Annotated in this window: 14 protein-coding genes; all 14 read right to left on the reverse strand. The window is 41.1% G+C overall.

The annotated features are described in order from the left end of the window. Positions 1–582: 582 nt before the first annotated feature. The 14 genes from glmU to mnmG all read right to left on the reverse strand — a co-directional run bounded on the left by glmU (position 583) and on the right by mnmG (position 13594). The gene (gene glmU, locus I6F41_RS15860; RefSeq protein WP_086996480.1) at positions 583–1941 is read right to left on the reverse strand and encodes a bifunctional UDP-N-acetylglucosamine diphosphorylase/glucosamine-1-phosphate N-acetyltransferase GlmU; all 1359 of its coding nucleotides are present in this window, start codon (positions 1939–1941) and stop codon (positions 583–585) included. Between the two features lie 297 nt (positions 1942–2238). After that, positions 2239–2661: a F0F1 ATP synthase subunit epsilon gene (locus I6F41_RS15865; RefSeq protein ID WP_011329625.1), complete on the reverse strand. Its 423-nt coding sequence runs from the start codon at positions 2659–2661 to the stop codon at positions 2239–2241. Positions 2662–2675: 14 nt separating this feature from the next. Continuing rightward, positions 2676–4061 (reverse strand): F0F1 ATP synthase subunit beta, encoded by a 1386-nt coding sequence (gene atpD / locus I6F41_RS15870; protein ID WP_011329626.1) that lies wholly within the window; start codon positions 4059–4061, stop codon positions 2676–2678. A 33-nt stretch (positions 4062–4094) separates the two neighbouring features. Then, entirely contained in the window at positions 4095–4955 is an 861-nt protein-coding gene (atpG, locus tag I6F41_RS15875) for a F0F1 ATP synthase subunit gamma (protein WP_011329627.1), read from the reverse strand. Between the two features lie 60 nt (positions 4956–5015). Next, the gene (gene atpA, locus I6F41_RS15880; RefSeq protein WP_011329628.1) at positions 5016–6557 is read right to left on the reverse strand and encodes a F0F1 ATP synthase subunit alpha; all 1542 of its coding nucleotides are present in this window, start codon (positions 6555–6557) and stop codon (positions 5016–5018) included. 14 nt (positions 6558–6571) lie between these two features. Next, positions 6572–7105: a F0F1 ATP synthase subunit delta gene (gene atpH, locus I6F41_RS15885; RefSeq protein WP_011329629.1), complete on the reverse strand. Its 534-nt coding sequence runs from the start codon at positions 7103–7105 to the stop codon at positions 6572–6574. A 16-nt stretch (positions 7106–7121) separates the two neighbouring features. Continuing rightward, positions 7122–7592, reverse strand: coding sequence for a F0F1 ATP synthase subunit B (gene atpF / locus I6F41_RS15890; RefSeq protein WP_011329630.1), 471 nt, complete (start codon positions 7590–7592; stop codon positions 7122–7124). Positions 7593–7633: 41 nt separating this feature from the next. Continuing rightward, on the reverse strand, positions 7634–7867 hold the full coding sequence (gene atpE / locus I6F41_RS15895; RefSeq protein WP_011329631.1) for a F0F1 ATP synthase subunit C: 234 nt from the start codon (positions 7865–7867) through the stop codon (positions 7634–7636). A 59-nt stretch (positions 7868–7926) separates the two neighbouring features. Then, positions 7927–8784, reverse strand: coding sequence for a F0F1 ATP synthase subunit A (atpB, locus tag I6F41_RS15900; protein WP_011329632.1), 858 nt, complete (start codon positions 8782–8784; stop codon positions 7927–7929). Between the two features lie 14 nt (positions 8785–8798). Further along, positions 8799–9179: an ATP synthase subunit I gene (locus I6F41_RS15905; RefSeq protein ID WP_011329633.1), complete on the reverse strand. Its 381-nt coding sequence runs from the start codon at positions 9177–9179 to the stop codon at positions 8799–8801. A gap of 142 nt (positions 9180–9321) precedes the next feature. Beyond that, positions 9322–10248: a ParB/RepB/Spo0J family partition protein gene (locus I6F41_RS15910; RefSeq protein ID WP_086996472.1), complete on the reverse strand. Its 927-nt coding sequence runs from the start codon at positions 10246–10248 to the stop codon at positions 9322–9324. A gap of 20 nt (positions 10249–10268) precedes the next feature. Beyond that, a complete protein-coding gene (locus I6F41_RS15915; protein WP_011329635.1) occupies positions 10269–11054 on the reverse strand; it encodes a ParA family protein in 786 nt (261 codons plus the stop codon). A gap of 14 nt (positions 11055–11068) precedes the next feature. Continuing rightward, on the reverse strand, positions 11069–11689 hold the full coding sequence (gene rsmG, locus I6F41_RS15920) for a 16S rRNA (guanine(527)-N(7))-methyltransferase RsmG (protein WP_011329636.1): 621 nt from the start codon (positions 11687–11689) through the stop codon (positions 11069–11071). Positions 11690–11704: 15 nt separating this feature from the next. Beyond that, positions 11705–13594 (reverse strand): tRNA uridine-5-carboxymethylaminomethyl(34) synthesis enzyme MnmG, encoded by a 1890-nt coding sequence (gene mnmG, locus I6F41_RS15925; RefSeq protein ID WP_011329637.1) that lies wholly within the window; start codon positions 13592–13594, stop codon positions 11705–11707. Positions 13595–13758: the final 164 nt, after the last annotated feature.

A 13758-nucleotide genomic window follows, 5' to 3' on the forward strand; every position in this document is an offset into this window, starting at 1 on the left:
GTTAAAGAACGTTTTGAGTCGCTTTAGCGTCTCAAGGGATGCGTATAATACATCCTTTATTTTTCGAGTCAACACTTAGTTTTAAACTTTCTTTCGACAATTTAAAACCGAAGTTTTATTTAACTCTCTGAGTAGTTGCTGCCTTGCTATGCATCGGCGTTTCCCTTCTCAGTGGGGTCGCATTATAGGGATAAACGAGTGAGGGTCAACACTTTATTTCCGCTTTATGACAATTAAATGAATATTGTATAAAAGGCATACAAACAAAGGCTTGCAATGAAGTTTAAGCTTAAAAAAGCACCAAATAAATGGCAGTAATAGGGAAGTTATAGTTACGCTAGGTAGAAGGTAGGTTGTTTAGTTTAAATGTTATGTTTAAATAATTAAATGCGGCTTAGTTATAGTACTTTACTGAGTAGCTCTAAATAAATTAAGAGCCGGTACTTTGCACCTTTTAAGGTTTAGCAAAATACTCAGTTAAATATCTGATGTAGAGTAGGGGGCTCATATCGTTCAGACAATAAAAAAGCGAGTTAATAACTCGCTTCTATCTACTTATACTTTTTAACTAAATATAAGTCGTTATTTTTTAACTGGGCGTTTCCAGCCATCTAAATTACGCTGTTTGCCTCGAGCAATAGCTAGTTGCTCATCTGCTACTGTATTCGTAATAACAGAGCCTGCACCAATTGTTGCCATTGCACCAATATTTACGGGTGCAACAAGCGATGAGTTAGAACCAATAAAGGCATTGTTGCCAATAATGGTTTTTGCTTTATTAACGCCGTCATAGTTACAGGTAATAGTACCCGCGCCAATATTAACCTTTTCGCCAATTTCAGCATCACCTAGGTAACTTAAGTGATTAGCTTTAGAGCCTTTACCTAAACGGGTTTTTTTCATTTCGACGAAGTTACCAACATGTGAGTCTTCTTCCATAATGGCACCTGGACGAAGGCGGGCATAGGGACCAAGCGTACATTTAGCAGCAACTGTTGCATCTTCTATGAGTGTATTAGCTTTTATTATAACGTTATCGCCAATGCTGCAGTTTTTGAGCACACAGTTTGGTCCAATTTCCACGTTATGACCTATAGTCACTTTGCCTTCAAAAATCACGTTTATATCTATTAGTACATCTTCACCGGTGGTGACTGTTCCGCGAACATCTATACGGGCAGGATCGGCAAGTGTTGCCCCATTAAGCATTAATTCTTGTGCTTGCCATGCTTGGTACGCACGTTCAAGACCAGCTAGTTGTATACGATTATTAGCGCCTTCTACTTCCATTGGGTGATCTGGCTGAGCTGATGTAATTTCGACACCTTCGCTATGCGCCATTGCCACTATGTCGGTTAGGTAATATTCGCCTTGTGCATTATTGTTAGATAAGTTGCCTAACCAGCTTTTTAGCAATCGACCATTAACGGCCATAATACCGGTATTTACTTCGCTAATAAGTAATTGCTCTGGGCTGGCATCTTTTTGCTCAACAATACCCACTAACTTGCCATCAACACGTAGCATACGTCCGTAACCATTTGGATTGGCTAAATTTACGGTTAATACCGCTAAACCATGTTTAGGTGTCGCAGCTAATAAACGTTCAAGCGTTGATTGCTTAGTTAAAGGCACGTCACCGTATAAAATCAGCACTGTATCATCGTCATTAACATGAGAGTTGGCTTGCGCTACTGCATGACCCGTACCTAACTGCTCAGCTTGGAGTACCCAATTTACGTTGTTGTTGGCCAGTTGTTGTTGTAATAGTTCGCCACCATGACCGTAAACTAAGTTAGTAGTAGTTGCACCTAGTGCTTTTGCGTTATCAATAACGTGCTGCACCATAGGTTTGCCAGCCACTTTATGAAGAACTTTAGGTAGCGCTGAGCGCATGCGAGTACCTTTACCCGCTGCAAGAATAACCGTTGTTAGAGACATTAAAACAATTTCCTTTTTTCGTTGTTTTAGCTAAATAAGCGCGTACTGGTGCACAGTAGATTATGTAAATCACATCATGTGCAAATACTCAGTAGCTTAATTACTGACTACTGAATCTTGGCTGAAACACTCAGACACTTCAATGGCGTTATTGTAACGGGGATTAGTGATGGATATAAGTAACAAGGGATAAATAGTGAGCACAAAAAGTAAATTTATAATTTTTATAACATTGCTGATTTATATTACAGGCACAAAAAAGCCCACGTTATGTGGGCTTTTAAAAACCAGATAGGCTTACTTTTTACGTAATTGCTGAATAATGCGTAGCTGAGCAATTGCTTCAGCTAGTTGCACTGCGGCTTGATTATAATCAAGTTCAGCAGATGCACCTTTCGCCATTTGAGCTTCAGCGTCACGTTTAGCAGCTTCTGCAGCTTGCTCGTCAAGGTCTTCACCACGAACAGCTGTATCAGCAAGAACAGTCACTAGATTAGGTTGTACTTCTAATGTACCGCCAGCAATGTAGATGAACTCTTCTTCACCAAATTGCTTAACTAAACGTACCATACCAGGTTTAAGGGCAGTAAGTAGTGGAGCGTGACCAGCATTAACGCCTAACTCACCTTCACTACCAGTAACTTGAATCGATTCAACACGGCCAGAGAACAAACTCTGCTCTGCGCTTACTACATCAAGATGTACAGTCATAGCTGCCATACTCCCCTCCTAAGTTACATGCTTTTGGCTTTTTCTTGAGCTTCTTCGATAGAGCCAACCATGTAGAACGCTTGCTCTGGCATGTCATCAAATTCACCGTTTAAGATGCCTTTAAAGCCAGAAATTGTATCTTTTAGTGATACGTATTTACCAGACGCGCCTGTAAACACCTCTGCCACGAAGAATGGCTGAGATAGGAAACGTTGGATTTTACGTGCACGAGATACAAGTTGCTTATCTTCGTCAGAAAGCTCGTCCATACCTAGGATTGCAATGATGTCTTTAAGTTCTTTATAACGCTGAAGAACTGTTTGAACGCCACGTGCTGTATCGTAGTGCTCTTGACCAATTACTTGTGGGTCAAGTTGACGTGAAGATGAATCAAGTGGGTCTACCGCTGGGTAGATACCAAGTGACGCGATATCACGCGAAAGTACTACAGTTGCGTCTAAGTGAGCAAAGGTAGTTGCTGGAGATGGATCCGTTAAATCATCCGCAGGTACGTATACCGCTTGGATTGAAGTGATTGAACCCGTCTTAGTAGAAGCAATACGCTCTTGTAATACACCCATTTCTTCAGCAAGTGTAGGCTGGTAGCCTACCGCTGATGGCATACGACCAAGAAGTGCAGATACTTCTGTACCAGCAAGTGTGTAACGGTAGATGTTATCTACGAAGAAAAGTACATCGCGACCTTCGTCACGGAACTTTTCAGCCATAGTAAGACCTGTTAACGCTACGCGTAAACGGTTACCTGGAGGCTCGTTCATCTGACCGTATACAAGCGATACTTTATCAAGTACGTTTGAATCGTTCATCTCATGGTAGAAATCGTTACCTTCACGTGTACGCTCACCAACACCGGCGAATACTGAGTAGCCGCTGTGCTCGATTGCGATGTTACGGATAAGTTCCATCATGTTTACGGTTTTACCAACACCGGCACCACCGAATAAACCAACTTTACCACCTTTAGCGAATGGACATACAAGGTCGATAACCTTGATACCAGTTTCTAAAAGCTCAACTGAACTTGATTGCTCTTCGTAAGTAGGCGCTGCACGGTGAATAGACATACGGTCTTCTTCGCCGATTGGGCCAGCTTCATCGATTGGCTCACCAAGTACGTTCATGATACGACCAAGTGTTGCTTTACCAACTGGAACTTGAATCGACTCACCTGTATTCATTACCGAAGCACCACGACGCAAACCGTCTGTAGTACCCATAGCGATAGTACGTACCACACCGCCACCTAACTGTTGTTGAACTTCTAGAGTCAACCCAGTTAAATCGCCATCTGTTACTCTTAGCGCGTCATATACGGCTGGCACGTTGTTTTGTGGAAATTCAATATCCACAACGGCACCGATAATTTGGACGACCTTACCTAAACTCATGTCTATTCCTCTCGTTAATCTTTGCCTGAAGCATTAAACTGCTGCTGAACCAGAACAAATCTCACTAATTTCTTGTGTGATTGCTGCTTGGCGAGCTTTGTTATAAATAAGCTGTAACTCATCCATAAGGTCGCCGGCATTGTCTGTTGCAGCTTTCATTGCAACCATGCGGGCAGCCTGCTCAGATGCAGCATTTTCAACTACACCTTGGTATACTTGAGACTCAACAAACCGTACTAACAACGCTTCTAAAATAGCGTCTGGGTTTGGCTCATACAAGTAATCCCATGTGTGGGCAGATACTTCTTCTTCAGCTTTTGGCAAAGGGAGTAACTGATCTACTGTTGGCTCTTGCTTCATGGTATTTACAAACTTGTTGTATACCAAGAATAAACGGTCAATTTTACCTTCAGAGAATGCATCAAGCATTACTTTTACAGGACCAATTATATCCTGAATTGAAGGTTTATCTCCTAAGCCTGCTTTTTTAGCAAGGACTTGACCACCAAAGCGTTGGAAGAAACCAGCAGCTTTACTGCCTAAAGTTGCAAACTCTGCGCTTACACCTTTTTCTTTCCATGCTTTAATATCTAGTGCAACTTTTTTAAACTCATTTGAGTTTAAACCGCCACACAGACCACGGTCTGTAGAGATAACAATATAACCAACTCGTTTTACTTCACGCTCTTCTAAAAAAGGGTGGGTAAAATCAAGATTTGCCTGAGCAACACGACCAATCACTGTGCGTAATTTTGCAGCGTATGGACGGCTTGTAGCAACGCGTTCTTGCGCCCTTTTCATTTTAGACGCAGCAACCATTTCCATTGCGCTAGTGATCTTTTGAGTATTTTTAATACTACCGATCTTGCTTTTAATCTCTTTTCCGCTGGCCATGACTCTCTCTCCGAATCAAGGTGTGCTTTAGTTTCCTAAAGCGCACCATTAATAACTATATTACCAAGTTTGCGTAGACTTGAACTTCGTTAGAAGTTCTTTAAGTTGCGCTTCGATCTCGGCGTTGTAGTTACCAGTTTCATTGATTTGAGCCACAAGCTCTGCGTATGTGCTATTTGCATACGAAAGTAAAGCCGCTTCAAAATCCATGATCTTAGCGATCTCGATATCTTGAAGGAAACCTTTTTCAGCAGCAAATAACGACAAAGACATTTCAGCAACAGACATTGGCGCGTACTGTTTCTGCTTCATTAGCTCTGTTACACGCTCACCATGCTCAAGTTGAGCACGAGTTGCATCATCAAGGTCAGACGCGAACTGCGAGAACGCAGCTAATTCACGGTACTGAGCTAGGGCTAGACGAATACCGCCACCTAGTTTCTTAACGATTTTAGTTTGTGCAGCACCACCAACACGCGATACCGAAATACCAGCGTTTACTGCCGGACGGATACCTGAGTTGAATAGGTCAGTTTCTAAGAAGATTTGACCATCGGTGATAGAGATAACGTTAGTCGGTACGAACGCAGAAACGTCGCCGCCTTGAGTTTCAATGATTGGCAATGCCGTCAATGAACCAGTTGTACCTTTCACTTCACCATTAGTGAACTTTTCAACGTATTCAGCGTTTACACGCGAAGCACGTTCTAAAAGACGAGAGTGAAGATAGAATACGTCACCTGGGTATGCTTCACGACCTGGTGGGCGCTTAAGTAGTAATGAAATTTGACGATAAGCAACTGCTTGCTTAGACAAATCATCATATACGATTAAAGCGTTTTCACCGCGGTCACGGAAGTATTCACCCATAGTACAGCCCGCGAACGGTGCTAAGTACTGAAGTGCCGCTGATTCAGAAGCAGATGCAACAACTACGATAGTATTTGCTAATGCACCGTGCTCTTCTAATTTGCGAACTACGTTAGCAATAGTAGATGCTTTTTGACCAATCGCAACGTACACACACTTAACGCCTGTGCCTTTTTGATTGATGATTGCATCGATTGCTAGTGCAGTTTTACCTGTTTGGCGGTCACCAATGATAAGTTCACGTTGACCACGACCAACTGGAATCATCGCATCGATAGATTTATAACCAGTTTGTACTGGCTCATCTACAGATTTACGCTCGATTACACCTGGTGCAATTTTTTCTACAGGTTCAAACCCGTCATTATCTAGCGCGCCTTTACCATCGATCGGAGCACCTAGTGTGTTAACAACACGACCAAGTAGACCAGGACCAACAGGCACTTCTAAAATACGACCAGTTGTATATACTTTTACGCCTTCAGTAAGATCCGCGTACGGACCCATTACTACTGCACCAATTGAGTCGCGCTCAAGGTTTAGTGCGATAGCATAACGGTTGCCTGGAAGCTCAATCATCTCACCTTGCATACAGTCAGCTAGACCGTGGATGCGGATGATACCGTCTGTAACAGATACAATAGTACCTTCGTTACGAGCTTCACTTACAACTTCGAACTGCTCAATACGTTGTTTGATCAGATCTGAAATTTCAGTGGAATTAAGTTGCATGCTCTTTTTCCCAATTACGATTGTAGTGTTGTGGCTAAGCGGTTTAATTTACCGCGAATAGAGCCGTCGATTACAGTGTCACCCGCCTTAATAATAAGGCCTCCAACTACTGCTGCGTCTTCACTACAATTCAGCTTAACTTTGCGTGCGAAACGTTTTTCAAGTGCCGCTACCAATGACTCTTGTTGCGCTGCAACAAGAGGGGTTGCCGAAATCACATCAACGTCGATTTCTTTGTCGTATTCTGCTTTAAATTTAGCAAATAACTGTGCAACTGCTGGTAGTGCGATCAAACGTCCATTTTCAGCCATCACCTTAACTAGGTTCTGACCTTGTTCGTTGAGCTGCTCAGCACAAATTTGAATAAATAATTCAGCTTGTGTAGTAGCAGTAGGCATACCCGCTAGAAGCGCAGATGCTTTTTCATTGCTAGCAACGTGGCCAGCAAAAAATAACATCTCGTTCCAACTTTCAATAGTGCCTTTTTCAACGGCAAGTTCAAAAGCCGCTTTAGCGTATGGGCGAGCGATAGTAGTCAATTCAGACATGCTCATACCCTCCTAGTTACAGCTCAGCGACAAGTTTTTCAACGATGTCACTATGTGCAGCTTGATTAATTTCACGCTCTAAAATTCTCTGTGCGCCAACCACTGCCAGAGTTGCTACTTGCTTACGTAGCTCTTCTGTCACACGGTTACGCTCTGATTCAATTTCAGAGTGCCCTTGAGCAATGATTTTTTCACGCTCTTGTTGACCACGAACTGTCTCTTCGTCAACAATTAGCACAGCACGCTTTTTAGCTTGGTCTATGATATCAGCCGCTTGAACTTTGGCATCTTTAAGCTGTTCTGCAGCTTTCTTTTGCGCTAGTTCTAAGTCTTTTTCGGCTCTATCAGAGGCAGCTAAACCATCTTCGATTTTTTTCTGGCGAGCTTCAATTGCACCGTTTAGTGGTGGCCATACGAACTTCATACAAAAAAGTACGAACACCGTAAACGCAATCAATTCACCGATAAGAGTGGCGTTTAAATTCACAACCGCTCCTCCTTAAATAGTAAGCTGTTCAAAAAATAAAATTAAAGTACGAACAACAATACCATAGCGATACCAACACCAATCATTGCTACAGCATCGATTAGACCAGCAAGGATAAACATTTTAACTTGTAGCGAAGGTGCAAGCTCAGGTTGACGCGCACATGCTTCAAGGAATTTACCGCCCATGTTACCAAAACCAACTGCTGTACCGATTGCACCGAAGCCAATTAGTAAAGCTACTGCGATGTACTTAAGACCTAATACTAGTTCCATTTTTTTCTCCAAAGTTTCAATTGTAATTAAAGTTAAATATTAAAGGTAAAGATTATAAATTAGTGATTATCTGAACTTGCCATGCTTAGGTAAACAATGGTCAGCATCATAAATAAGAATGCTTGCAGTGTAATAACTAAGATATGGAATACTGCCCATACAAAGTGCAGTGGTAACTGCATAAAACCAATTGCGCCAATCAAGATGAAAATCAATTCACCTGCATACAAGTTACCAAATAAACGTAGTGCTAACGAAAATGGCTTAGAAACCAATGCGATAAGCTCAAGTAACAAGTTGAAAGGAATCAATAAAATTTGCACAAACACGTTATTAGAGCTAAACGGGTGAAGCGTTAGTTCTTTAATAAAGCCGCCAATGCCTTTGATTTTTATTGCAAAACCAACCATTAAAATAAATACACCCAGCGCAAGTGCAGAGGTCATATTAATATCGGTAGTCGGTACAATTTTCATGTACACGTCGTGTGAGTCCATACCGAATGCTGTTTCACCAACGAAACCTGCAAATGATGGTAAAAAGTCAACCGGGATTAAGTCCATTAAGTTCATTAAGAACACCCAAACGAATATCGTTAGGGCTAATGGCGCAATAAGCTTACTTTTACCGTGGAAGGTATCGCGTACGTTGTCGCCAACGAACTCAACGATAATTTCAATAAAACACTGAAATTTTCCTGGTACACCAAGTGTTGATTTTTTTGCGGCACTACGGAAGATCCATAAAAATATTAGACCTAATCCGATAGACCATGCGAGGGTATCCACATGCCATGTCCAGAATCCACTATCCGCACATGCTTTATTGAAGGCTAAACCGGCATCGGTCGAACACATCTTCGCATTGGTCAAGTGGTGCTGAATATGGCTAGATAGAGTAACTTCTTCTGCAGCCATGTTATATCCCAAAGTTAATGTTTAAAAAAAACGGGTGCAAACAATCCAGTAAACAACACCAACACATAAGCACTAAAAAAAGGCAGTAACACTACCGGGTAAAGCTTTAGTATTAGCGCGAACAATATGATTGTTAGCATAAATTTTAGTCCGTTGCCGCGTTTTAACGAGGCATACGCTTGATTTGCTTTACTCGCACCCATATATCTGAATGCGTAGAGGGCAAATACTAAGTGGGGGAGTACTGCTACGGTGCCTCCAGCAAATGCTGATAGCCCGGCATTTATTCCCCAACCTAAAAAAATAATTACTGTAGTAACTAACGCTACTACTCCCTGCAGAAGAATTAATTTCAATGCGGCAAGCCTATACGGTCTTGCTAACTTATTCGTCACGTTTAGTTAACCTTAATGGCGTTCTAATTGTCAGGGTATGAAAACTGGCGAAATTATACTTAATCCTGCCAGTTTTGCAACTTGAGTAGCTGTATTGTGGTGTAAAATAACGACAATTGTCTCATTTTAGACATGTTATTTATTAATGCTGGGAATAGTCTTGGTTGATACGGTTTAAAATGCCATCTAATTCATCAAGGTTTGTGTAAGAAATAACCAACTTACCTTTGCCTTTTTTGTTATAGTTTATTTCTACTTTGGCACCTATGTTTTCAGCGAGTTGTTGCTCTAACTGTTTAACATCTGGATCTTTTTCTGTTGCTTCTTTAGCGGCTACAGGCTCTAAAATTGAACGTACAAGCTTTTCGGTTTCTCGCACTGTAAGTGCTTTAGCCACAGCTAAACGCGCCGCATCAGATTGCGTATCTCCCTCAAGCGCTAATAAACAACGAGCGTGGCCCATTTCAATATCGCCGTGTTCTAACAATGTTTTTACGTCATTATTTAAATTATTTAAACGCAATAAATTAGTCACTGTAGTACGAGATTTACCAACGGCATCGGCTACTTGTTGATGCGTTAATTCAAACTCATTTAGTAAACGGTTTAAAGCAACCGCTTCTTCCATGGCATTTAAATCTTCACGCTGAATATTTTCTATTAAAGCAATAGCAACCGCAGCTTCATCGGGTACATCTTTAATAATACAAGGTACAGTATCAAGCTTAGCAATTTGCGCTGCACGCCAACGACGTTCACCGGCAATAATTTCATAGCTATTTTGAGCAATAGGGCGCACTACAATTGGCTGAATAATGCCTTGCGCACGAATTGAACTAGCTAACTCTTCTAATGCTTCTTCCGACATATCTTTACGCGGTTGATATTTACCCGAGTGTAAAAATTCGATCGGTAATTTTTGTAATTCGCTTTGTTGAGATTGCGTTACATTGTGCATAATGTCAGTTGTATTTGACGAATTTTGCTCATTGCTACTTGTTGGTGCAGGTTTTGATGAACTTAACAGCGCATCGAGTCCTCGGCCTAAACCTCTTTTTTTAGCAGACATATTATTTTTTTACCTCAAAGTTAGGCGACAACTGGCGTTGTTTTTTCTTTTCTGCGTAACATTTCACCAGCCAGTGCTAAATATGCTTTAGCACCACTTGATGCCCGGTCATAATACATCGCTGGTGCACCAAAACTTGGTGCCTCGGCTAAGCGAACATTACGCGGGATCACTGTGCGGTAAACTTTATCGCCAAAATGTTGTTTTAATTGTTCTGATACATCATTAGCTAATCGATTACGCGGATCGTACATAGTACGAAGTATGCCTTCAATTTGTAGCTTAGGATTAACTAACTTGGCAAGTTGCGTAATGGTGTCCATTAATGCGGTTAAACCTTCTAACGCATAATATTCACATTGCATAGGGACTAAAATAGAGTCGGCTGCAGCCATGGCATTTACTGTTAACATATTTAAAGAAGGAGGGCAGTCGATAAAAATGAATTCATATTGGTCTTGAATTTTTTCCAGCGCATTACGCAAACGTACTTCGCGGGCAAATAATTCCATTAATTTTACTTCTGCAGCGGTTACATCACCATTTGCAGCAATCATATGATATTCACCAGAGGTTTCTTTAATTATAACCTCTTCAATTGGCTTGTTTTCTATCAGCAAATCGTAAATAGTTGGCACGTCGCCATACTTATCTACGCCACTCCCCATAGTGGCATTACCTTGCGGATCGAGATCAATTAACAACACTTTTCGTTTTGTTGCAGCCATAGATGCAGCGAGGTTAACAGCGGTTGTAGTTTTACCTACACCACCTTTTTGATTTGCTAATGCGATGACTTTTGCCACAGTGTCTCTGATCCCTAGTCTTTAGAAAGAATAATTAAATGTCGTTGTGCATCTAAATTAGGTACTTCTAATGCAATTTTTTGCTCAAACTTAACGCCAGTCGGTAATGACTCTAGCTCTTCGCTAGGGAACACACCTTTAAGGGCAATAAATTTTCCTGAATGATCAATTAAGTGTCCACACCAGTCAACCATATCTTGCAATGAAGCAAATGCGCGACTGAGTACACCATCTAATTTAACACTTGGCTGATATTCTTCAACTCTTGACTGCACCGGAGTGACGTTATCAAGTCCTAGCTCATGTTTAACATGCATTAAAAAACGTACACGTTTACCTAAACTATCAAGTAACACAAAATGAGTGTTAGGTAATGCAATTGCTAATACAATACCAGGTAAGCCAGGGCCAGTTCCTACATCAATATAATGATGACCGGGTAAATGAGGTGCAACAACTAAGCTGTCCATTATGTGCTTAACCATCATTTCTTCAGGTAAGCGTACTGAGGTTAAATTATAAGCTTTGTTCCACTTAGTTAATAACTCAACGTAACGAACCAGCTGTTGCTGTTGTTTTTCGGTTAGCGCAATATTAGTTTGCGCTAACAATGTAGTTAATTGTTGCTGTAACACTAGGTACCCTCGCCGTTATGCAGATTTGCGTAACAAGCCTTGCTTCTTCAGATACACCAATAATAACGAAATCGCCGCTGGGGTGATACCAGAAATACGCGAAGCTTGACCAATAGTGTCTGGACGAGCATCAATCAGCTTAGCAACAACCTCATTTGATAAACCCGATACGGTTTTATAATCAAACTCTTTTGGTAAAATTGTTTGCTCATGGCGTAACTGTTTATTGATCTCATCTTGCTGGCGCACAATATAACCTGCGTACTTTGTATGGATCTCAACTTGTTCAAGCGCGGCTTGATTAGTAAATTCAGATCCTAAGCCGTCAATTGCCATTAGATCGTTATAACGAATTTCAGGACGACGTAATAATTCCTCTAAACTAGCTTCACGCGTTAATGGCGTTTTTAGCAATGCATTAACTTGATCTATCATTGTATGATCTTTGTGGATCCAGGTATCTTTAATACGCTGTTTCTCTTTAGCGATCACTTCCATTTTTTCGTTATATGCCTGCCAACGCTCATCATTCACTAAGCCTAATTCGCGGCCTTTTTCAGTTAAACGAATATCGGCATTATCTTCACGTAATAATAAACGGTATTCAGCACGGCTAGTAAACATACGATAAGGTTCTTTCGTTCCCAAAGTAGTTAAGTCGTCAATAAGTACACCCACATAAGCTTCGTCACGACGTGGAGTCCAAGACTCTTTACCCTGAACTTTTAAAGCAGCATTCATACCTGCAATTAAACCTTGAGCACCTGCTTCTTCATAACCGGTAGTACCATTTATTTGGCCCGCAAAAAATAAGCCATCAATAAATTTAGTTTCTAATGAACGTTTTAAATCGCGCGGATCAAAAAAGTCATATTCAATAGCATAACCAGGACGACAAATATGAGCATTTTCAAAGCCAGTAATAGATTGCACAATTTCAATTTGCACATCAAACGGTAAACTGGTCGAAATACCATTTGGGTATAACTCATATGATGTTAAACCTTCTGGCTCAACAAAAATTTGATGTTTATCTTTATCAGCAAAACGAACAATTTTATCTTCAATAGAAGGGCAGTAGCGCGGGCCTATGCCTTCAATAACACCACCATACATTGGCGAGCGATGTAAGTTTTTACGAATAACATCATGGGTCTTTTCATTAGTAAAGGTGATGTAACACGGTATTTGTTGTGGGTGATCACTTGGTTTACCCATAAATGAAAATACCGGTATAGGCGTATCACCTGCTTGTTCTTGCATTTTACTAAAATCAACAGTACGGGCATCAATACGTGGTGGAGTACCGGTTTTTAAACGATCCACTCTAAAAGGTAATTCACGTAAACGATCAGCCAATGCAATTGAAGGAGGATCGCCTGCACGACCACCTTTAAAGTTTTCTAAACCTATATGTATTTGGCCACCTAAAAAAGTACCTACGGTTAGCACAACACTTGGAGCACTAAAACGTAAACCCATTTGGGTAACCACACCAGTAACACGATCGTTTTCAACAATAAGATCATCACACGATTGTTGAAAAATCTTTAAGTTATCTTGGTTTTGCAATGTTGTTTGAATTGCCGCTTTGTACAAAGCGCGATCAGCCTGTGCTCGGGTTGCACGAACGGCTGGGCCTTTTGAAGAATTAAGTGTGCGAAATTGGATCCCGCCTTTGTCAATGGCCTGTGCCATTGCACCACCTAGAGCGTCAATTTCTTTAACTAAGTGACCTTTGCCAATGCCACCAATTGCTGGGTTACATGACATTTGACCAAGGGTATCCATATTGTGAGTTAGCAGCAGGGTATTCATCCCCATACGTGCGGCTGCCAATGCGGCTTCAGTGCCAGCATGTCCACCACCTACTACGATAACGTCAAAATTTTCGTGAAAAATCATTAATGGGATCCTACTTAAATCAAACCAGTAAACTTCAAAAGGGAGCGTATTCTACCTAGAATTTAGCCGAAGATAAATGATTAACAGCGGTCAAGATCTAAGTGTGTGATCTCTAATAATATAAAGGATCTTTTAAAGAGATCTTTTATTACTATTACTACTAC

The sequence above is a fragment of the Pseudoalteromonas sp. SCQQ13 genome, from assembly GCF_015864415.1.
Lineage (GTDB): Bacteria > Pseudomonadota > Gammaproteobacteria > Enterobacterales > Alteromonadaceae > Pseudoalteromonas > Pseudoalteromonas nigrifaciens.